This window comes from Paraburkholderia madseniana (genome assembly GCF_009690905.1).
Taxonomy (GTDB): Bacteria; Pseudomonadota; Gammaproteobacteria; order Burkholderiales; family Burkholderiaceae; genus Paraburkholderia; species Paraburkholderia madseniana.
The window spans coordinates 18851-40852 of sequence record NZ_VOSW01000056.1; the positions used below are offsets into that span (position 1 = coordinate 18851).

Annotated in this window: 15 protein-coding genes and 1 pseudogene; 3 read left to right on the forward strand and 13 right to left on the reverse strand. The window is 64.4% G+C overall.

Features of this window, described 5'->3' with window-relative positions:
• Positions 1-3: 3 nt before the first annotated feature.
• The 7 genes from FSO04_RS26890 to wecB form a co-directional block, all read right to left on the reverse strand.
• Positions 4-1218, reverse strand: a complete 1215-nt coding sequence (locus FSO04_RS26890) for an alginate O-acetyltransferase AlgX-related protein (RefSeq protein ID WP_154564231.1) — start codon at positions 1216-1218, stop codon at positions 4-6.
• The gene (locus FSO04_RS26895; RefSeq protein ID WP_166618252.1) at positions 1218-2246 is read right to left on the reverse strand and encodes an alginate O-acetyltransferase AlgX-related protein; all 1029 of its coding nucleotides are present in this window, start codon (positions 2244-2246) and stop codon (positions 1218-1220) included. The genes FSO04_RS26890 and FSO04_RS26895 overlap by 1 nt, the downstream gene beginning before the upstream one ends.
• Before the next feature lie 142 nt (positions 2247-2388).
• Positions 2389-3126 carry an alginate O-acetyltransferase AlgF gene (locus tag FSO04_RS26900; RefSeq protein ID WP_154564235.1) on the reverse strand — a complete coding sequence of 246 codons (738 nt, stop codon included), beginning with the start codon at positions 3124-3126 and terminating at the stop codon, positions 2389-2391.
• 15 nt (positions 3127-3141) lie between these two features.
• Positions 3142-5895 carry an NfrA family protein gene (locus FSO04_RS26905; protein ID WP_154564237.1) on the reverse strand — a complete coding sequence of 918 codons (2754 nt, stop codon included), beginning with the start codon at positions 5893-5895 and terminating at the stop codon, positions 3142-3144.
• Positions 5892-8114, reverse strand: a complete 2223-nt coding sequence (locus FSO04_RS26910) for a glycosyl transferase family protein (protein ID WP_168435860.1) — start codon at positions 8112-8114, stop codon at positions 5892-5894. Before FSO04_RS26910 ends, FSO04_RS26905 begins: the two co-directional genes overlap by 4 nt.
• Positions 8111-10297, reverse strand: coding sequence for a cellulose biosynthesis cyclic di-GMP-binding regulatory protein BcsB (locus tag FSO04_RS26915; protein WP_154564281.1), 2187 nt, complete (start codon positions 10295-10297; stop codon positions 8111-8113). The genes FSO04_RS26910 and FSO04_RS26915 overlap by 4 nt, the downstream gene beginning before the upstream one ends.
• Positions 10298-10398: 101 nt before the next feature.
• Positions 10399-11595 carry a non-hydrolyzing UDP-N-acetylglucosamine 2-epimerase gene (gene wecB / locus FSO04_RS26920; RefSeq protein ID WP_154564239.1) on the reverse strand — a complete coding sequence of 399 codons (1197 nt, stop codon included), beginning with the start codon at positions 11593-11595 and terminating at the stop codon, positions 10399-10401.
• A 969-nt stretch (positions 11596-12564) separates the two neighbouring features.
• On the opposite strand from wecB, the gene FSO04_RS26925 reads away from it, so the two are divergent.
• Complete coding sequence (locus tag FSO04_RS26925; RefSeq protein ID WP_035551387.1) at positions 12565-12726, forward strand: DUF1328 domain-containing protein; 162 nt, start codon at positions 12565-12567, stop codon at positions 12724-12726.
• Positions 12727-12856: 130 nt separating this feature from the next.
• Here FSO04_RS26925 and FSO04_RS26930 read toward each other — a convergent pair whose 3' ends face one another.
• A complete protein-coding gene (locus FSO04_RS26930) occupies positions 12857-13486 on the reverse strand; it encodes a GNAT family N-acetyltransferase (protein WP_168435861.1) in 630 nt (209 codons plus the stop codon).
• Between the two features lie 129 nt (positions 13487-13615).
• Positions 13616-14539 carry a LysR substrate-binding domain-containing protein gene (locus FSO04_RS26935; protein ID WP_233464994.1) on the reverse strand — a complete coding sequence of 308 codons (924 nt, stop codon included), beginning with the start codon at positions 14537-14539 and terminating at the stop codon, positions 13616-13618.
• A gap of 81 nt (positions 14540-14620) precedes the next feature.
• On the opposite strand from FSO04_RS26935, the gene FSO04_RS26940 reads away from it, so the two are divergent.
• Positions 14621-15517: an EamA family transporter gene (locus FSO04_RS26940; protein ID WP_154564241.1), complete on the forward strand. Its 897-nt coding sequence runs from the start codon at positions 14621-14623 to the stop codon at positions 15515-15517.
• Between the two features lie 35 nt (positions 15518-15552).
• Here FSO04_RS26940 and rfbC read toward each other — a convergent pair whose 3' ends face one another.
• Together rfbC and FSO04_RS26950 are read right to left on the reverse strand one after the other, a co-directional pair.
• The gene (rfbC, locus tag FSO04_RS26945; protein ID WP_154564243.1) at positions 15553-16104 is read right to left on the reverse strand and encodes a dTDP-4-dehydrorhamnose 3,5-epimerase; all 552 of its coding nucleotides are present in this window, start codon (positions 16102-16104) and stop codon (positions 15553-15555) included.
• A 151-nt stretch (positions 16105-16255) separates the two neighbouring features.
• Positions 16256-17251 (reverse strand): GlxA family transcriptional regulator, encoded by a 996-nt coding sequence (locus tag FSO04_RS26950; RefSeq protein ID WP_154564245.1) that lies wholly within the window; start codon positions 17249-17251, stop codon positions 16256-16258.
• Positions 17252-18016: 765 nt separating this feature from the next.
• On the opposite strand from FSO04_RS26950, the gene FSO04_RS26955 reads away from it, so the two are divergent.
• Positions 18017-18391, forward strand: a complete 375-nt coding sequence (locus tag FSO04_RS26955; protein ID WP_154564247.1) for a hypothetical protein — start codon at positions 18017-18019, stop codon at positions 18389-18391.
• Between the two features lie 133 nt (positions 18392-18524).
• On the opposite strand, the gene FSO04_RS26960 is transcribed toward FSO04_RS26955, so the two are convergent.
• Both FSO04_RS26960 and FSO04_RS26965 read right to left on the reverse strand, forming a co-directional pair.
• The gene (locus FSO04_RS26960; protein ID WP_168435862.1) at positions 18525-21725 is read right to left on the reverse strand and encodes a multidrug efflux RND transporter permease subunit; all 3201 of its coding nucleotides are present in this window, start codon (positions 21723-21725) and stop codon (positions 18525-18527) included.
• A gap of 13 nt (positions 21726-21738) precedes the next feature.
• A pseudogene (locus FSO04_RS26965) lies at positions 21739-21969 on the reverse strand (GNAT family protein); the annotation flags it as partial.
• Positions 21970-22002: the final 33 nt, after the last annotated feature.

Sequence of the window (22002 nt, forward strand, 5' to 3'; positions counted from 1 at the left end):
GGATCAGTCCTGCCTGGCTGGTGCGGGAGCGGTGCCGACCGGCATCGACAGCGCGTCTTCCGACATTTCCCAAATCACCACGCGCACACTCTTCGGCCACGTGGCACGCTCGCGCCAAACCGCCTGCATCGCGCGGTCGAACTGGCCGTCGTCGAGGCTGACGTTCCACACTTCGCGGCCGAGCTGCTCGCCGAGGCGCTCGGCAAACGCGCTGCGGCGCGAAAACGAACTGCCCGCGAGCAGCACATCGGCGGCGGGACCGTCGTCGAGCAGGCCGCCTGTGCGTTGTGCCTGTAGAGTTTCAGCAGCGACGACATCAGGCGCTGGCCGCCACGCATCCGGCACGTCATTCAGATTGGCGAGCGTGAGCAAATCGCCGATGCGCGGCGCGGGTTGCGCCGTCGTGTGCGTGAATGTGGTGTCGCCGGGTTTACCGAGCAACGGCAACACCGCGGCGCCGACCACCTGTGCAGCCGCTTGCGCACCACGCGCATTCCAATGCACATCGGTACGGAAAAACGCGGGACGTGCAGCTTGCAACGCCGGCATCAATTCGACGTGCGTGACGTTGCTCGCGGTCAACGCGCGATTCCATACATTCAGACGCTGCGTCATCCGCGCGTCCTGCCGCAGCCCGCACAGCGCTTCGCTCTCCACGCGCGCTTTGTCGGGCACCGTCACCACCACCAGTTGAATCCCGGCGCTGCGTAGCGCATCCGCGTAACGATGCAAGGAGGCGATGCGCGCATCGGTCAGCGCGTCACCGCCATCGGCGCGTTCGACAGAATCATGTCCCGGCTGCACCGGCGCGCGCAGGCCGTCCGCATAGAACAGCCAGCCGGGACAGCCCTCGCGCACCTGATGCCCGAGGTCGCCGAACAACCGGTAACGCGCCGCGGCTTGCCAGCGATGCAGCGACCGCGCATACGGCACGTCGATTGCACGGTCGAGACTGCGGCCGAGGCTGCCGTCACGCCAACCATGCGCATCGAACGACGCGCCGTTGCGCGACTGCATGACAAGCGAGGCCAGCGCGCCTGCACAACCGAGGCCGAGCAACAGCGCGACCAGCCACGCGACGTGTCGATGCGCGCGAGCGAGCGGCCCCGGCGCCGCCGCAGCAGCGTGACCGTGCGCCGCACCGGTGTCGTTGCCCGCTGCGCCTGCCGCTGTGCGACCCACCGTACGCGCCGGCGTGCGTCCAACTGACTCGCTCATCAGGCGATAGCCTTGGTCAGGCGTGCGAGGAACGCATCGTCGGCCATGACCGAGGCTGCGTCCCACTGCCCGCCCGCGCTCGGCAGATTCATCATCTGCCCTTCGTTGAATTGCCAGACGATCGCTTGTGGCGGATTCGCCTTGAAGGCCGGCGCTTCCACATAGTTGAGCAGCGTCTTCCACGGACCGGTGTCGCCGAAGGTCCACGTCAAACCAACCGGGCGATCGATTGCGTTCGAGAGCTTCTGCGGAAAACCGAGGTACGGCTGAACCATGCTGTTGCCGACCACCTGCACGACCGGCGGGCCACCATCGACGAGATCCGGCGACGCCACTACCGTGCGCACGATGAAGTGATCCTTGCCGACCGTTTTCTTGCGGTCCGGCGGCAGCAAGGCCGCGAGGTCGCCGTAGCGGACTTCCTCGTTCCACTTGCCAAGCCGGCTGCCCGCGCCCGCGGTGCCCTTCAGCGGACCGGCCGCCATGAGGCGTTTGGCGACACGCGCGGCGACCGCTTCGGCGGAATGGCCGCTCCAGTGGTAATCGGCGCGAATGTACTTTTCCTGCGAAGCATCGACCGCGGCGATCGCGCCGTCGCCATCGACTATCTGCAAGCCGAGCGAAGCGCCGTGCGCGCGAATCGCGGCATAGCGGCTCGCGACCCCTGCGGACATCGCGGTGCCGTCCGGCAGATTCTCCGGACATGCACGGGCTTTTAGCGGCGCGATCACGATCACGCTATGGATGCCGCGCGCCGTCAACTTGTCCGTCGCCTGATGAATCAGATCGACGGCTTTCAGACACGCGGGCGTTGCGTCATCGGTGAGGCTTTCCCAGCCGGGATAGAGCCACAGATTGCGGCCCTCGATCACGCTGGTCGACGCCGCGGCAAACGCGCGGCGCGGCAGCAGCGACAGCGCGCCGCTGAGCGGCGCCGCGGCCAGGGCGAGCAGCAGGCGGCGACGAGTGCTGTTGAGTGGCCCGGCCTGGATGGACGGTTGGAAAAGCGAACGGCAGGAGTCGGTCATGTCGTGTTCCCCGGACTGATTTGAAGCATCTCTCATGTGGCACAACGTCGGCGGCGCGCGCTGAAGCGTGGCCCGCGTTGCGATCTTCTCTTGGTGTTCCCGCTACTTCTTACTGCTATTTCGTGTTGCCAATGCGTGCCGCTCAATTCGCGGCCGGCGGCCACGCGAGCGCATCGCGTGCGCCGCTCAACACCGGCTTTGCGGCATCGCCGGTGACGAACAGGCTGTAGCTGTCACCGGCAGCGAGCGCAGGCAACGGCAGCACCGCGCTCGCCACCGCGCCGCACTGCCCCACCAGCTTCGCGCTGACCGGATTGATCGCGCGCGTGTCCTGCGCGCCCGCGGCCACTTGAGCGAACACCGTCGGACCATTGCCGTCCACTCCGATCTTCGCGCTGCAACCGGGCGCGAAATTGAACGCGCGCAAAGTCGCCTTCAATCCATCGACCCGCTCATAGCGGCCGACGATCCGCGTCGCATGCCACCCCTTTGCATCATGACGCAGCGCGACGGTGACGGCGTCGCCTGCACGTGTCGCTGCATTCGCCGTCGCATTGGCCGAACCGGCGGCATCGGCCAGAGCCTTACCGTCGACCGTGACGCGTGGCGGCGTGCCTTCCGTCAGCACGCTAAAGCGCGTGACCGCGCCCGGCGCGAGCGTCTGCGGCGCTTCGCTGCCGGCGAGCGCGACCCGCACCGCCTGCGACGATGCGTTCAGCACGCGCAGATACGACGCGTTGGCGGGCGGCTGCGGTCCATACAGACCAGCGACATCGTCAGCAGCCGCGTACGCCACGCCAGCCGACAGCAGCGCGGCTGAGGCCACGGCCGCTGCCATCACCGCTGCCACCTTCGATTTACCCAAGCGGTCTCTTTTCATTTGATTCGTCCGGAGTCAATACGAGTAGATCGCGCCGAAGAACACGCCGCGCGCACGTTCGTCACCCGTGATCTTCAGGCGGTACTGCACCGACAGATCGACATACGAGCGCGGTGCGTCATATTTGCTGTCGCGGAACCAGTAACGCGTCGAAATCCCCACACCGGCACCAAGTGGAATGCTGTGGTTGACGCTCGAGTCGTAGTCCGCGCCAATCACCGCATACGGGAACACGGTCCACTTCGGGCTGTAACGGTCCATGCGGAAGGTGCGGCCCAGTTCGAGATTAGTGGTCGCGTAGACCGATCCGGCGTTCAGATAGGTGCCCGTTTCGGCGTAGACCTGCGCGGTCCACCACGACGGCACGTCCACCCGGCGCTCGATGCCGTAGCCACCCGAATACGCGAGCCGCGCGAGCCAGTCGGGATTGACCTGCGAGCCGATCGGAATGATCCGTTCGAAGGCGACGATCGCGTCGATCTGCGAGAACGGCTTGGCGCGCGCGCCGACGGTAGCCTGCAAGGTATCGATGCCGCTCGCGCCGCCGTTCTTCACGCCGAAACTTTCATAGCCACGCGCGTAGAGCTCGAACATCCGGTCGCCAAGACTGCCGAACGGACGCCAGTAGGCTTCCACGCCGGCCTGCCAGTTGTTCGACGTGCCGGGCGTCGGCGACGACGCATATCCCGGCTGCATGCCCGCGCCGCGATAGTTGAGCGATGCGTCGAAGCCCCAGTTGCGCGTGGCCTCGGCGTGGGCGCTGCGCATCTCGTTCAGTTGCGCCGGTGTGGCCGGCGGCGTGTCGTCCGTTGGCTTCGCGCTCGCGTCGATGGCGCGCTCGAAGTACTGCGCGGCTTCGCGATTGCGGTGCGCCTGGACCGCCGCATAGCCCGCGTCGGCAGCGGCGCTGGCCGGCAGGGTGCCGGCCTTGTCGGCCATGCTGAAGCGCTGGTACGCGACCTTGTTGTTGCCGGCACGTTGCGCGATATACGCGGCCGTCATGTCGGGCATGGCGTCGAGCATGCCGGCATCGACCATCTTTTGCGCTTCGCGCGTCGCGGCGGAATCGTCGCCGGCCGTGCTCAGCGCGTTGATCAGTTCCACACGATGCTGCGGATCGTCCGGGGCTGCCTTGACCGCTTCGCGTGCATAGCCGACCGCACCGGTTTTGTCGTTCGCGGCCGCGGCAGTCGCCGTGGCGCGCGCCGCGGTGAAACCGGGATCGGCCGCGTAGACGTCGCAGCTTGCGCCGAATTGATCGACGACGCAGTCGATGATTGGGCGTCGGGCCGGATCGAATGAGGAGATCGGGGCGGTCGCTGAGCTAGTTGCGTTGGCTGCGTTCGTTGCGTTCGTTGCGTTCGTTGCGTTCGTTGCGGTCGTTGCGGTCGTTGCGGTCGACGCATTCGGCCCCGCCAACGCATGCGCCAACAATTGCCGCGCCTGATAACGGCGCAGCGCGATCGGCGGATCGGTGTCATCGCGATCCATCTTCAGCGGCGCGAGCAGATCGAGCGCGCGCTGCGGCTGTCCTTCGGCGATCCACACGTCGGCGATGATCACGCGCGCCACGCGCTGGTTGCGCTGGGTCGCGTCGTTGGCATGCAGCGCTTTGGCGAAGTCCGCCTCGGCTTCCGCCGTCTTGCCCTGCGCGGCCAGCGTGTAGCCACGCAGCGTAAGCGGCATGATTTCCGTATCGTCGGCGGCAATGGCAGCACTCGCCGCCGCTTGCACGCCTGGCAGATCGTTCGCGGCGAACAGCGCGTCGATCAACTGGATGCGGTAGCCGACCAGATCCGGCGCATAGGCGACCGCCTCGCGCGCGAGCGCGGCGGCCTCCACGTAGTCGCCCTTCTTGCGCGCCGCGAACGACGCACCCGACGACTTCGGCGCCAGACGGCTGCCGATGAAGCTGCGCCTCACGCGCAGTTCGTCGTTGTCGCCGAAGCGCTTTCTTGCATCGAAATCGGCGTTCCATGCATCGGTGTCCTGACCGGCCGCGCTCGCCGCGTCGATCAGCAGCAAGCGCAGGCGCAGCAGATCGGGACGCAACGCGATCGCCTCGTTCGCGTACCTGACCGTGCCCGAAAAATCCTTCGCCGCATACGCCTTGTAGGCCTGCTGCGCGGCCTTCAACGCAGCGCCCGTCAGCGCGTCCGGGTCGCCCGGTTGCTGGCGGCCGGCGCGGGCGACCGCGCGGGTCGACACGTTCAGCGCGTCGATCTGCTTGCGACGCGAGACCAGCGCAGGATCGCGGCCGATCTGTGCGATCGCGTCGCCGAGCGAGCGGCTTGCTTCGTTATAACGGCGAAGCGCAGCGAGCGCGTTGGCGAGCAGCACGCGCAGCGATACGACGTCGGGGCGCTGGCGAATCGCCTCGCGCGCCCGCGCGATCGCGCCGGTGTAGTCGCCGCGCCCATAGGCCGCATACGCTTCCTGCGCCACCCGATAGGCGGCGCCGCTCAACGGCAGCGCATTGTGTTCGGATGGGGCCGGCTGCGGCGCGGCCGCTGCTCTCTGTGCATACACCGCTGCGCTGCTCAAGCACAACGCGCCGACCACCATTGCAGCGGTGACGCCACGCAACGTGAATGCGGACGCCGCAATCGGAGTCGCAGTTGGAGCCGCAGTTGGAGTCGCAGTCGAAGCCGTCGCTGTAACCCTAGTTACAGCGCACGCGAAAGCGGACGCCGCCGTTGAGCCAGAAGCCGAAGCCACCAAAGAAGCGCGCCCCATCCACGCACGCCGGGTGAAAAAAGAATCGCTCATTCGGATGCCGCCAAAGCGCCCTGAAGACGGCGCTGTTGCTGGATTACGTTCTCGAGTGCGGCACGCGAGATCACCCCGCGCGCCACCATGTAGTCGCCGATGCGGCCATGGCGATCCGGGCGGTAGTCCTGCATCGCCGCTTCGAAAGCCTCGCGGCGGACGTGGCCATGCTCGATCAGCAGATCGCCGATCAGCGGTACGCTGCGTGCCGGCACAGGCTCGGCACCGCCGGCCGACGATGCGCCCGCTGACGCACCTTCCACCCCACCCGCCGTACCCGCCTGCTCGCCCTCGCCCGCCGGCGCCGCGATCTCGACGCCGCGCAACACGCGCAGCCCCGCGGCGATCTCGCCCTCACGAACGATCTCCTGCACGACCTGCCCCCCCACCAGCGCGCTCAGTTCCGCGAACACCGGTTCGGCGAGCGGACTCGCGCTCAGCAGAATCGTGCGGCCGCCCGCGGCGTCGGCCTGCGGCAACACGCGGTGGCGCACGATCGCTTCGAGCGGCAAGCGCTTCGCATCGTCCTTGATGCGTTCGAGCGCCACGCGGCCACGCGGCAAATCAGACTGAAAGGCAATGGCTTCCGCGAGGGTTTCCTCGTCGAGCCAGCCCTTGGCCATCAGCACGCGACCGAGCGGCGCTTCACGCGCATGGCTTTCGCCGAGCGCCTGTTCGAGTTTGTCCGGATCGATGGCCTGCCACGACAGCAGCAATTCCCCAAGACGCTGACGGCGATTGTTAAAGCCGTCGGCCGATGGAAAGTCATGCATGGTCTTGTCCCATGCCAGCCGCTTGCCGGTCACGAGATGCGTGAGGAACATCTTCCACGCACGCGAGACAGCCATGAAGTTGATGAAGTTGCCCACCACCATGCGCGGCACGGACAGCACCCCATGCTCCCAGCCGTACAGACGGGTCACGAAATAGATCCGCTGCACCACGCGCAACAGCAACGCGCAACCGTTGGCCCACAGCAGCGCTTGCAGCCACGGCGAATCGGCGAACGGCGAAGCGATCAGCTCCGGCATCCAGCCGAGCAGATCGGCGCCGGCGAAGAGCAGAAACTGGATCACCAGCGCATACGCGATGATGCCGACGAACGCGGTAACGATGCCTTTGCGGTCACGGAACAGCAGATAGCGGTTGGCGAGCGAGCCGCTCCAGCCGGTCTGCTTCCACCCTTGCAAGCCGATGCCGAGCGTCCAGCGCGCGCGCTGCCGGTAAGCGGTGCGAAACGTATCGGGGAAGAATTCGCGCACGCAGAGCGGCATCGTCACGGTGATGTCGCGTTCGCGGCCAAGGCCGAACCACGCCTTGCGGCGTGTGGCGAATTGCACCGGAAAGCGCGCGAAGATCGACTGCATGCCCATCTTGCCGAGGCGCGCGCCGACGTCGTAGTCCTCGGTGAGGCTCTCGGTGTTAAACGGCTGATTGTCGGTTTCAGCGTTCAGCGCGAGTAGCGCGCGCCGCGAAAAACACGTGCCGACGCCCGCCGAAGGCACCGAGCCGACCAGGCTCTCGCGCACCACCAGATCCTTCGCGTGCCATTCGGCGAACTCGTCCATATAGGTGCCGGCCACGAGTTCGAACCAGTTGCGCTCGAGCGAGGCCACCGGCAACTGGATCATGTCCTTGCGCGGCAGCAGGTAATTGAAAAAGCGCAACTCGACCGGATGCAGCACATCCTCGCTGTCGTGCAGCACCACGCCGGCGAATTCGACGCCCGTTTCGGCCTCATACCTGAAGATCGCCTGGATCACCCAGTTCAGACAGTCGGCCTTGCAGGTCGGACCATCGTGCGGCACTTCCACGCGTCGCAACTGCTTATAGCGGCGGCGCATCCGTTCGACTTCGGCGATGGTCTGCGGGTCGTTCTGATAGGTGCCGACGAACACCACATAGTTGCGGTAGTCCATCACCCGCACCATGTCTTCGATCATCGCCGCGACCACGTCGTATTCGTGCCACGCGGGCACCATGATCGCGATCGGCTGCTCGTCGCGCTGATACAACTGCGCGCTGGTGAGCGGCTTGTAGGCGCGCTGCACCGTGAAGCGGCGATAGAGCGTGCGGGTCCAGTACCAGAGGTCGATGAACAGATCGTCAAGGCTGGACAGCAGGATGATGAACGCCACCAGCGCCGCGACGTATTCGAGCCCATGGTAATAGTGGGCTACCGCGTAGCCCGCATACCATTTGATTAGCGCGAAGCTCACGACTTGTCCTGATTCCTGCGGCGCGCCACGCTGGCCACCAGCAGCAACACGATCAGCAAGCCGACGAGGCCGGCCGGGATGCCCCAGCGTACCCAGCTCTGCATGAACCACGGGCCTTGCACGTCTTCTGCATCGACCACTTCGCCCGGATGACGCGTATCGAACTGGCGTAACGTGCCGCTGCCGTCGACGATCGCGACGTCGCCACGCGACAGTTGCAGCGACGCCGGCAGAATCGCCGCCGTATCACCCACCGTGCGATACACGATGCCCGATACGCTGCCCGACTTGACCGCTTCGATCACGCCGACGCGGTTCAAACCCGAAATATCCGCCAGCATCTTGCCGGATGCATCGGTGAGCGACAGACGGTCTTTCGACAGATGGGCGAGGCTCTTCTCATCGGCGAGCGTGACGTCGGCCGCGAGGAAGGCGCCCTTCGGGCTCGCCGCTTCACCGTCACGCGCGACGCTGAAAGTCGCACGGGTCGGCGCGATGCCGCTCGCGTTCGCCAGGCGCGCGATGCGCGGCAGGACTTGCGTGGCGTCGTTCAGATACGAGGCCGGCACGATCACATTCGCTTCCGACGCGAACCGCGCCACCATGCCAGTGAAGTCGTCGCCGACTTTCGCATCGGTTAGCGTCAGATGGCTGCTCGGCAGCACGGCAATCGGATGACCCTGGCCGCGCGCCTGACAGCCGCCTTCCGGTTGACGCTGAAACACCACGCGCAGCAGGTTGTTCGGGGCGAGCGCGTAACGCGGCACGCGCGCGGCGATGCGCTGCGGTTTGCCGTTGGCGGTCAGCAGTTGCGAGCCGATCAGCACGTCGTTGAAATAGATCGAGGCGGTTTGCGCGGTGTTGTTCGGCGTCGGCGATGCGGCCACGTCGAGCACCACGGTGCCCGGTAACTTGCCGTTGCCCGATGCCGCGCCCAGATCGAAACTCGCGTCCCAGGTGGCGCGGCCCTGCACGTCGAGCGTGCGCGGCTGGCCGCCCAGCAGCGACAGTGCGATTTCGTCGCCGCGCGTGTTCGGTGCGGTGTCGATCTGATGGACCACGAGACGGCTCGTCACGTCGATCGGACGCCACGAGCGCGCGAGGACCGCCACGCCGTCGTTATCGCCGACCACGATCGCGGTCTGGCCACCGAGGTGAGCAAGGCGCACTTCGCCCGAGGCGAGCGGCCTCGCGATCGGATCGATCGCGCGGGCGCGCCATGCATCGAATGCCTCGCTTGCGCCCGGCGCGGTGCCGACGACCTGTTCGCGCAAGGCATCGAGGGAAGTCTTCAGCGTGTTGCGCACCGTGTCGTCGGCGACGATCACGTCCGGCGCGAACGCCGAGCGCGGCGTCAGCGCAATCAAGGCGCCCGCTTCCGCCGGGTTCGCCAGCTTGTGCGAACCGCCTGCGGCCAGCGCCGCAAAAGCCGGAACCGCGCGCAGCGGCGCCGGCACCTCGATGTCGCTCAGATCGACCGTGTCGCCCACCGCCGGCCACGTCCGCGTTGCCGGCGTGCGGCCTTCGCGTTGCAGCAGCGCTTCGACGCGCCAGCCTGCATCGAACGCCGGTGCCGCGAGCGTGCTCGCGCCGAGCATCACTACCGGCTTTTGCGGCAAGGCGCTCCACGCGCTGCGCAGATCGACGATCGCATCCGGATCGTAGCGATAGGTCAGGCGCGAAGTCGGCGCGATACGCCAGACGTTGCCGATCGCGGTCTGATCGGTACAGATGTTATCGCTGAGCACCGACGACCAGTCGAGGGCCACGCGCACGAAACCTCCCGGCCGTGCCGCGCCATCCACGCCGAGACTCGCCGACGCATCGCCCTGGTCCTGTGTCGGGCTGCGCGAGAGCACCGGTGCGCCGTCGAGCGACACCAGCATGGTCGTGCGGCCGCCGTTGCCGCGCAGATAGCTGCCGTCGATCTGCAAGGCCGCGTCGCTCAACGGCACACCGGCTGGCACGGGCAGATACAGTTCCTGACGGCCGTCCGGCGCACGCAACACCACCGGATCGCGCATTCCCAGTTCGGCCAGAGACACCGTGCGCGTCGCGAGACGGCCGCTGCCGAGTTGCGCGAGGCTGCCGGCGACGTCGGCCGGCTGTTGAGCATGGGCCGTCGAGGCGAGCAACAGCAGCACGGCAAGGGCGTTCAGGCGAGCACGCGCGAGGCGGCGCATTGGCGTATGGGAGGTCACGTTGTCTTTTCTCTTAATTAGCGCGCAAACAGGAAAGCTGATTCGCACTGCATGGATTGTCTGGAACTGCGGCCCGCGCGACGCTATTGCACGGCTTCCGCGCGCTGCACATTCGGAACCTGCCCCGTCCCACCGATGCCGCCGCTCACGAACTCGTCGAACGGGCGCCCGGTCAATGCCGCGACGATCCGTTGCGATGCATGGCCGTCGCCGTATGGGTTGACGCGATGCGCGAAATCGTCGCGCTCGCCGGCGTCGTCGAGTAAGCCCGTCACCGCGCGTACGATCGCTTCGCGCTCCGTGCCGACGAGGCGCACCGTGCCGGCCGCCACTGCTTCCGGACGCTCGGTCACGTCGCGCATCACCAGCACCGGTTTGCCGAGCGCGGGGGCTTCTTCCTGCACGCCGCCGGAGTCGGTGAGAATGATCGAGGCGCGCTGCATCAGACGCACAAAACCCAGGTAGTCCAGCGGATCGATCAGACGCACGTTGCGCGCCGTGCCGAGGGTTTCCTGCACCGGGCCGCGCACATTCGGATTCAAATGCACCGGATAGACGATCTGGACCCTGTTGGTCCTCGCCAGATCCGCGAGTGCCGCGCAGATATTCGCGAAGCCCGCACCGAAGCTCTCACGGCGATGGCCCGTGACGAGCAACACCGGCAGCGCGCCGTCGAGGAACGGCAAGCGCGCGTCGAGCTCGGCGCGCAATGCCGCGTCGTTGTCGATGCGCGCGGTGGTGAGGTTCAGTGCGTCGATCACCGTATTGCCGGTCACGATGATCTTGCCGTGCAGCGCTTCGTGCGCGAGGTTCGCTTTCGAGCTCAGAGTGGGCGCGAACATCAGATCGCTCATTACATCGACCACGCGGCGGTTCATTTCTTCCGGCCACGGCTGCATCAGGTTGCCGGTACGCAGCCCCGCTTCGACGTGACCGATCGGAATCCGCCGATGAAACGAGGCCAGCGCCGCCGTGGACGCGGTGGTCGTATCGCCGTGCACCAGCACGCGATCCGGCTGAACGGTTGCGAGCACGTCGTCGAGCGAAGCGATAAGGCGCGACGCCAGACCGTTGAGCGTCTGGTTGCCGGTCATCAGGGCGAGATTGTGATGCGGCTTGATCTGGAACAGATCGAGTACCTGATCGAGCATCTGCTGATGCTGGCCTGTGACGCAGACCACCGACTCGATGCCGGCGTCAGCTTCCAGTTGTTTGACCAGCGGCGCCATTTTGATGGCTTCCGGCCGCGTGCCGAAAATCGACAGAATCCTCGTTGGCATATGCCCTCGATCTTTATTTGAATGTTTTATTGGCGGCAGGCAATGCGGAGCACGCGTTAATATCGCACCCCGATATTTACCGATCTGACTTGCCCGTCGCCGATAATTAGCGGCAGTTCCCATATACGCTGGGAACGAATCGATCGGATGCAATAACTGCCGACTGGATTCACTTGAGCGTCGTTTGAACGAGCGGCCATTGATGGTGAATCGATGCGCATTCTAGCGCGTATTTCCGCCTATCTCACAATGGATTTTGCCTATGTAGCGCGTCCGCGGGGGCACCTCGCAGCCGTGAAACGGGATTTTTTGCCGACGAAGCCGGGTGATTAAGCCAGCGCAAACGTTTTCCGAATGTTTATGAAAGCGCTAAATTCAGGCTAATCATTTTCAAAATCCGTAAATGTTAAATCAGAATTAACATTTACTCCGCCTCATTCGCTCAAGTGGAATTGCCCGCTGATTAAGGCTGCGCAAACGTTATCGGAGGATTCGACGTGGTGCGGGCAATATCATGAACGACTCGTTCAAATTGACCGTGCGTCTCACTTGCTGGATTCGCGTTCGATTCCCGCTGCCAGTTCGGCGATCTGCGACTCCGCAAATACGCGGATGCCGTGCTGTTGCGGCAACGCGACAGTAACGCCGGTAGCGGGTGGGTTTGGTTGTTGAACGCGCCAGATCAAGCCAATCACGAGCCGAGCGAATCGGCATCGATCAATCGCTTCATAAGGGTTCCGAATTATATGAGGCGGCGGCAACACGACCAGGCACGTTTCCGGCACGCGTTCGAAGATCATCAGTTGATTGAGTTTCAGCTCACGGATCAGGAGCGCCCCTGCTCGTCCCGCTGCTGGGCACACGTATTGCTCCATATCGCTCGCCGGCAACGACACGTCAAAGCACGCAGTGCCCACAACGAGTAGCCGTTTTCAACTTCGATCCAGCAATCCATCGGTGGGAGGCCCCATGCTTCGATACGCCGTAATCTTCTTCATCATCGCGATCATCGCCGCGGTATTCGGCTTCGGCGGCATTGCCGCAGGCGCAACGGAAATCGCCAAGGTCCTGTTCTTTATCTTCGTGGTGATCTTCCTCGTCACCTTGCTGATGGGCGTGATGCGACGCTGACCTTCGCATCGAACAGGTAGGAAGAAACACCCGCCCCGGTGCGAGGATCAGCAGCGCGTTGCAATACTTGCCACACGGTATTGCAATAGTTGCTGCCCGCGCCGGGGGTTTTATCGCCGGCCCACCCACCTCACGCCGCGCGCGCGATCCTCGTCGGCACAGTCAACCTATGCGACCAGTTCGCGAGCGTGCGCGTCGCCACCGGTGGTTTGCTCAAGATCGCGCTGTCGTAGTGCTTGCCGTCAAAGCGCACGAAATCGACAATGCGAAACCCCTGCCCTCTGTAAAACGCAATCAGGTGTGCAGCCGGCTGCGGCGTATCGAGCGCGAGCTCCGCATAGCCGCGCGTCGCGGCCCAGTGGTCGGCGAAAGCGATCAACAGCGTACCGATGCCACGCGCCTGCCACACCGGCTCCACGCCGAACTGACGCAAGCTGGCAATATCGTCACGCCGGTAGAGTTCGCACGACGACTCGCGGTCCGGTGCATATAGCGTCATCGTGCCGACAATGCGTCCTTCGCAGACCGCCACGTAGCAATCGCCGCGCGTCGCGCGTGAACGTGTCGTCTCAACCGTTTGATCCACACAGGTGCAATTCAGCCCCATCGCACCGAGTCGTGTGAAAGCGCGATGCAGCAGCGCGGTCAACGCGACATACGAATCACGCGATGGATCGAAGCGGCGCAGTTCGACACGGCCCACGCCATGACACACGTAATCGATACGGACGGATTGCTGCGTCGTTGCACGTCGCTTCACGTTGAGCACCTCGCGCTATCAAGATGCACGAAGTGTAGATTTCGCGCGTAGGCGTCTCAAGAAAAAATGTCGTAAAAACTCACATGGGATGTGCGTGCCAGCATGTTGCTGGCACAGCTTGCCCACGCATTAGGCCGCCGGCACCACAAGCGGCTCTCTCTCCCGCAAACCAAGATGCAATTCCTCGCAGAGGAACGTCTGCAATGTCTGCACGGCGGCCGCCTGCGCGCCGGAGACTGGGCGCATGAAGAGTCCGAAATCGGCGGTCGGCGCATCGGGCAATCCATCGGCCTGACCGAGCACGCGCATCGACTCCGAGCGGATGTTGCCGTCGAGCAGCACCGACACGCCGAGCCCCGCTTCCACGGCCGACTGCACCGCCGGCAAACTGGTGCTGGTGCACACAATGCGCCACGCAATCCCCGCGCGCCGCAGCGCCGTCAACACCTGTTGCTGCCACAGACACGCGCCGCCGAACGCAACCACCGGCAGCACGGCGCCATCGTCGCGGCTAAACCCGCGTGCGCCGACCCAGAAGAGCGGCTGCGTCCACGTCAGCAGCGGCACCGAGTCGACCAGCGCGGGGTCCCCCACCACCACGTCGAGGCCGCCGTCCGCAAGCCGGTTCGACAACGCGGAACTGGTATCGACGACGATCTCCAGCGCCACCTGCGGATAAGCGATCGAAAAACGCCGCAGCGCACGCGGCAAGCGACCGACCGCGATGTCTTCCAGCATGCCGAGCCGCACCGTGCCGGACACCTGCCCCGCGCTCAGCGCCCGCCGCGCATCGGCGCCCGCGCCGAGGATCGTGTGCGCGAACGGCAGCAGCAGATGTCCCGCTTCCGTGAGTTGCACGCCACGCGGCGAGCGGTCGAGCAAACGCTGCCCCAACTCTTCCTCGAGCCGGCGCAATTGCATGCTTACCGCCGCCTGAGTACGCGCAAGGCGGGCCGCCGCCACGCCCACCGCGCCGGTTTCCGCCACGGTGACGAACGCGCGCAGGAGACTGCTGTCGAGATCTCGGGTCATCACGTTTATTGAAGTGGTCATAAGAAATATCAACTTATCTTAATACTGCCTGCACCGATAAGATAGCTTCCACCCCATCCGAAAAGCGGTCACGAGGCCAAGATGCAGGACACCACCATCAAACCCGCGCTGAATCCAGTGCCAACACCAGCTTCAGTGAAGCCCGTCAGTGCCGCAGCCGGCGCAGCGCTCCTGTGCGTGCTGTCGATGTCGAGCGTGCAGTTCGGCGCCGCGCTCTCCGCGCCGACAATGGCTGAGTACGGCTCGCTCAGCACCACCTGGTTGCGTCTTTGCTGGGCGGCCGTCGTGCTTGCGTTGCTGGTGCGCCCGCGTTTCTTCACCTACTCGCGCTCGCATTGGCTCGCGGCCGGTGCGCTGGGGGCCGCGATGGCCGGCATGACGTTGTGCTTTTTCGCGGCGCTTCAGCGGATTCCATTGGGGCTCGCCGTCGCGATCGATTTTCTTGGACCGCTCGCCGTAGCGACTTTCGCGGTGCGCCGCGCGCGAGCAGTACTGTGGCCGGCCCTGGCGATTGCCGGCGTGCTGCTGCTCTCGCGTGATCGCGCGGGCTGGATCGGCGAGCCGCTGGGCGTGCTGCTCGCGTTCGGGGCCGCGCTCGGCTGGGGCAGCTATATCGTGTTGATGAAAAAGATCGGCACGGTGTTCGCCGGCCTTGAAGGATTGTCGGTGTCGCTGATCGCAGCGGCACTGGTTGCCACGCCGTTTGGCTTTGCGCAAAGCGGCACACACATCGCCGCAGGACAGATCGCCGCAACCGCGGGCCTCGCGTTGCTGGTCCCGCTGTTACCCTATGCGCTGGAAATGGTGGCGTTGCGGCACATGCCGGCCTCATCGTTCGGGATACTGATGAGTGTCGAGCCCGCGATCGGCGCGCTGGCTGGCTTCGTGGTGCTGCATCAGCCGATGGGCGTCTTGCAGATCGCAGGCACGCTGCTGGTGGTTGCGGCGAGCGTGGGCGCCGTGGTGGCGACACGCTGAACGGCGTTGAACCGCTGCGTGTGCTTGCGCAGCGCTCAGGCGATATTTTCCGCTTCGTAAAGACGCCGGCCCGCTGCGTCCTTCGCGCCGAGGACCGGCTCGATTTCGATCGGCCACTCGATGCCGATGTCGGGATCGCTCCACAAGATGCAGCGCTCGAGTTCCGGGAACCAGTATTCAGTGGTCTTCCACAGGCATTCGGCGACATCGGACAGCACGACGAAACCGTGTGCGAAGCCCGGCGGCACCCACATCTGCCGATGATTGACCGCGCTCAGGTGTTCGCCGCTCCACTTGCCGAAGGTCGGCGAATTGAGCCGCACGTCCACGGCGACGTCGAACACCTCCCCCACCACCACGCGCACGAGCCGACCTTGCGGCCGATGCACCTGATAGTGCAAGCCGCGCAACACGCCACGCACTGCCCGTAAATGACGGTCTTGCACGAAATTGAAACCTTGCGAGACGTCGTCGGTAAACTCATCCGCGCTGAAGCTCTCGAAGCAGAAGCCAAATTCGTCGCAAAACACCTCGGGCTCGATGAGTTTCACCTCCGGCAATGCTGTCGCCATTACCTTGTTGCCCATGGCCACTGTGCTCGTAAGAAGCCCGCCAGGAGAAAACGCGACCGCCGACGCGCGCACCGGTGCATACGCCGTTGCACGCCCCGCTGCACACGCACCCATCCGCTCTGAATTGCACCCTGAGTTGCACCGTCTGCACGGCGCCTGCTCAAGCTTACGCCTCGGTCGCCACCCGGCTGCGCGCGCGATATTCGGTGGGCGACAGCGCCATACGCTTGCGGAATATCTTCGCGAGGCGGTCGCCGTTGCCGGTGCCGCTGCGGCGCGCTATCTTATCGACCGGTAATTCTGTTTCGGTCAGGAAGTTGCAGGCAATACGCAGCCTCACCTGGAGCAGATAGTCAGAAGGCGTGACCTGCATTTCATGCTTGAAGCGCCGCAGAAAATTGCGCTCGCTCATCGCCGCCACTTGCGCTGCGTCGGCAACCGACACCGGACGATCGCAATTCGCCTCCATCCAGCGCGCGGCGGCACGGATTTTCTCGGCGACGCTGAGTGTGCCGCCTTCAGCCTGCAGCGGCACCCAGGTGGCGGCCATGCCCGGCATCACCCGATCGGCGACGCTGCGCGCGAGTTCCGCGCCAAGATCGCGCTTGATGAACATCAGCGCGCTGCGCGCGCAGTCGTTACGATCGTTGGCGGCGCTGCGCACGGCATCGGCCGTGGCGCTGCCCAGATAGCGATTCACCTGCAGACCGTCATGCTCCGCGGGACCCGCTGCTTCCAGAACGAGACGGCCCTCGCCGATCGTCTCGATCGCACGGGTTCGCGTTTGCACCGATCGCAACCAGCCCAGCAAGCGTTCGTCGAGTGCGGCCTCATGTGCGCCGTAGCCGCCTGCGATGAAGAGCACGTCGAAACCGCTGCCATAACGTGTGTCGATGCGGTCAGTCCAGATCCGCGCCGACGAAGAACTCGCAACGCTGCCTCCGTCCATCGACAGAAACTGCACTTCGTAAGGCGGCTCTTCGCCAGCCCGCGAGCCCGAGAGTTCGTTGGCGGTCTGGAACATCTCGACCACTGTGCCAGGCCCGAGCAGCCAGAAGCCGTCGAACAGCAACACGCCGATTCGCCGCGCTGCGCTACGCACGTTTAGCGTTGGCGTATGTAACCAGGTAATCCTCGCAGTATCCAGATGCAAGTGCGGCATGATCTTTCCCCAAGCTGTCGTACATTGTGGACCCCGCTGCCCCGTCTGCCGGACGATATGGACGAATTGAATTACGGCGGATGAAAACCACCGGCAACGCCGCTTAACGGATTATGCGTGATGTTAGCCGAATGCCGCGCCATAGTAAATTTGAAAAACAAATCCGCATCGAGAAATTCAATGTATGACGAAAACCATTATTGTGTGTTTCATATGACTTTCGGCATATGAGCCGGCATAGCGACAGGCCATAGCGGCCTGACGACCGCCCGAAGACCGCAACACCTTGCACAGAGCCGCACTCGAGCCTACAGCGCCGTTGCGGCAACTCATCGTGAAGCGTCGAATTCGCGACGGCGATTCACCGAAATCACATACGAAAAATGTTTCAAACGTGAACTCGAAACCTCGCAAATAATGAACATTCAATCTGGCTTTATTCGCAAATCTGGAATTTATCGACAGTGCCAATGTGGCAAACCGCACATTTATTGAAACATTCAAGATTAAGCATTTCGACCCTGCATTCTCATTCGATTAAAAATGTTTCTATATTGAAACATCCGGCTTCTTATACGTATGACCAAATGCGCTTGTCATCGGCCTGCATACCGGGAGAACATCAGACGATTCCATGCTGCAGCGCAAATCGTGCCAGGCGGTTTCCTTAAACAAAGTTTCATCCCTTGATCGTGCTCTTTAAGACTTGGTTAAGAGAGGCGGCGCCATAATTTGCGTACCGTAAGAGCAGCAAGGAGCAGAGATATGTCGCGCCCCATGAGCATCGAGAGAGTCAACGAATACGGACAGAACGCGGTTCGCATCGCCATCGAGGACCGTGCGGTACTGCTCGAAGCGGCCGATCTGGATGCCGTGATCGAGCACCTCAGCGCGATGCGCGCCACGATGCGCCCGGAAGTGCCGAAGGAACCGCTGCGCACCCATCAGTACGTGATTGAAATCGATCCATGCTGGCACACCGAAAAGCATCCGCTGGACGACGGCGCCGTACTGTTCCTGCGGCATTCCGGTCTGGGCTGGGCCGGCTTCGCGCTCCCCACCGCGAGCCTCGCGAGGCTGCATCACGCGTTGACGCAGCAACTGGAAGCCTCGCTCGAAGTACACGGCATGCTCAACTGAATCGGCTGAATCAGCCGATTCGCGAACGCTGGGCAGTGCAGCGCCCGCGCAAGCAGTGAATCAGCCGGCCGGCTGAACGCCGTGCTCGACACTGACGACGGTGGTGCCCACGCGCGGCGTGAGCATCGTAGCCCTATCGGCCGTTCGTCAACTGGCCGCTTTCGCTCGGCTGCCGTCGTGCGCGCCGCTCGTCACGCTTGCGACGCAGTTCCACGAGCCGCCGCCTACTGTACGTTAGCGAGGCGACCGCATGAAACGCGACCGGGGCGAACACGAGGCCAAACAGCGTGGCCGCCAGCACCCCGCCGAACACACCGGTGCCGATCGAGCGACGGCTTTCCGCGCCCGCACCGCTCGACACCACCAGCGGCACGACGCCCAACAGGAATGCTGCCGAAGTCATCACGATCGGCCGGAAGCGCGCGGCGGCCGCTTCGGTCACGGCGCGCGTCAACGGCAGGCCGCGGCGATACAGATCGCGTGCGAACTGCACGATCAGAATCGCGTTCTTCGCCGCGAGGCCGATCACCGTAATCATGCCAACCTTGAAGTACACGTCGTTTGGCATGCCCCGCAGCAGCATCGCAGCGATTGCGCCAATCACGCCGAGCGGCACGACCATCAGCACGGCAAGCGGGATCGCCCAGCTTTCGTACAAGGCAGCGAGCGCCATGAACACGGCCAGCAGCGACAGGCCGATCAGCAACGGCGTGAGCTGTGCCGCCGCGGTTTCTTCACGCGCCGCGTCGACCCAGTCATACGAGACCCCGACCGGCAGCGAAGCAGCGAGCCGCTCCATCTCCGCCATTGCCGCGCCCGAACTGTAGCCGGGCGCAGCGTGGCCGCTCACGTCGAGCGACGGATAGCCGTTATAGCGCGTCAGCATCACCGGACCGATGCTCCAATGACGTGACGCAATCGCGGATAAGGGCACCATGCCGCCGGACGAGTTCGGCACGGCCAGCGCCATCAGATCGTCCTCGGTCATCCGCGTGGCGGCGTCGGCGGAAATCATCACGCGGCGCATCCGGCCACCGGTAGGAAAGTCGTCGATGTAGGTCGAGCCGAAGGTGCTGCCCAGCACATCGGTGATGCGGTCGAACGGCACGCCGAGCGCATACGCTTTCGCACGATCGATGACGAGTTCGACGCGCGGCGCATCCGGCAGATTCTCCGAATGCACGGAAGCCAGCACCGGGCTCGCCTTGGCCTGCGCGAACAGTTGCTCGCGCGCGGCCTTCAGCGCATCCAGCCCGACTCCGCCGCGGTCTTCAAGCCGGAACACGAAGCCGTCCGAATGCCCGAGTCCCGGCACGGAAGGCGGCAAGTGCGCCTCCACATTGCCGTCGAGAATCTTGTCGAACTTCTCGTTGAGCCGCTCGCGCAAGGCCATCGCATCGGTATTGCGCTTGCCCCAGTCTTTCAATTCGACGAAGCCCATCGCCACGTTCTGACCGCTACCGGTAAAACTCCAGCCGATCACACTGGTGACGTGCGCGACGGCGGGTTCGGCGCGCAGGATCGTTTCCATTCGCTGGACCACCGCGAGCGTACGGGCCTGCGTCGCGCCGGCCGGCAATTGCACCATCACCTGCAACTGGCCTTCATCTTCGCTCGGCAAAAAGCCACCGGGCATCTGCCAATAGAGCGCGGCGCACGCGCCGACCAGCACGGCATAGATCGCCAGCATCGGGCCGATACGGCGCAGCGTACGCGCGGTCAGCCCGCGATAGCCGCTCGCGGCCCGATCGAAACCGGTCGTGAAGCGGCTCGCCGCTCGCGCCGCGAAGCCGAGCAGGCCACGGCGGGCATCGCGTTGACTCACCGGGTGCTTGTGCGCTTTCAGCAGATTCGCGCATAGCGCGGGCGTCAACGACAACGCCATAAACGACGACACCAGCATCGACGCAATCATCGACACCGCGAATTGACGGTAAATACCGCCGACACCGCCCGGAAAGAACGCCATCGGCACGAACACGGCGGTCAGCACCGCGGTCACGCCGACGATCGCGCCGCCGATCTGCGTCATCGCCTTACGGGTGGCCTCGCGCGGCGGCAGGCCCTCCTCTTCCATCACGCGATGCACGCTCTCCACCACCACGATCGCATCGTCGACGAGAATCCCGATTGCCAGCACAAGACCGAACATCGTGAACACATTGATCGACAGGCCGCAGGCGTACATCGCGAGAAACGCGCCCATCAGCGTGACCGGAATCACCACCGTCGGCACCAGTGTGTAGCGCAGATCGCGCAGGAACAGCCACATCACGAAGAACACCAGCACCACGGCTTCCGCCAGCGTGACGAGCACCTCGCGAATCGCAATCTTCACGAAATGCGCGTTGTCGAACGGAATTTCGACGGCAACGCCCGGCGGCAAGCCTTTCGATAGTTCGGCAAGCCGCGCGCGGATCGCGTTGGACGTCTCGAGCGCATTGCCGCGCGGCCCGAGTTGAATACCGACGGTCGCCGCAGTCTTGCCGTTCAGGCGGGAGTAGAACGAGTAATTGTCGCGTCCCAGTTCGACCCGCGCGACGTCCCGCAAGCGCACAGCCGAGCCGTCTGGCAGCGCCTTCAGCACGATCTGGCCGAATTCGGCGGGCGAGATCAGTTGTCCCTTCACGCTCACCGAGGCCGTCAATTGCTGCCCCGGAACGAACGGTGCGTCGCCCAGCGTGCCGGCCGTTACCGTGGCGTTCTGCGCAGCGATCGCGGCGTTCACTTCCGCGGCGCCGAGGCCGTACTCGCGCAGCTTCATCGGATCGAGCCAGATGCGCAATGCCTCGTCGGCGTCCCACAACTCTGCCGCGCCCACGCCCGGCGCGCGCTTCAGTTCGCGCAACACGTAACGGCTCAGGTAGTCGCTCAATTGCACGGAATCGCGCGAGCCATCCGTGGATGTCAGCGCGACCAGCATCAGAAACGTATTGGCCGCCTTGAAAACGCTGATGCCCTGCTGCACGACCTGTTGCGGCAAGCGCGGCTCGACCTGCTTGAGACGGTTCTGGATGTCGACCAGCGCAAGGTCCGGATTGGTGCCCGGCGCGAAGGTCGCGTCGATCTCGAGATTGCCGAGGTTGTCGCTGGTCGTTTCGTAGTACAGCATATTGTCGGCGCCGTCGAGACTCTCCTCGATGATGCTGCCGACGTTCGCATCGACCACTTCAGTGGCAGCCCCCGGATAGATGGCGCTGATCACGATGCGCGGCGGCGCAAGACGCGGATACTGCGCTACCGGCAGTTGCGGAATGGCAAGCGCGCCCGCCACGACAATGGCGAGCGCAACAATCCATGCGAAAACCGGGCGGTCGATGAAGAAAAATGGCACGCAAGAAATCCGTTCAGATTGTCTGGAGACGCGGCGCGTCAACGAGGCGGGCCATATGCAGCACGTCGGCCAGTATGCCGTCGCGCAATGCAAAACCGCGCGAGCGGCCTTCTTCGACAAAGCCGAACTTGCGGTACGGCGCGATTGCCGGCCAGTTATCGGCCAGATCGATCAGTTCGGTCATCAGCGCACTACCGATGCCGCGCCGGTGCCATGCGTCGTGTACATCAATGCCGAGCGACGCGCGCAGCGTCAGGCCCTCGGGCAAGCTCTCAGA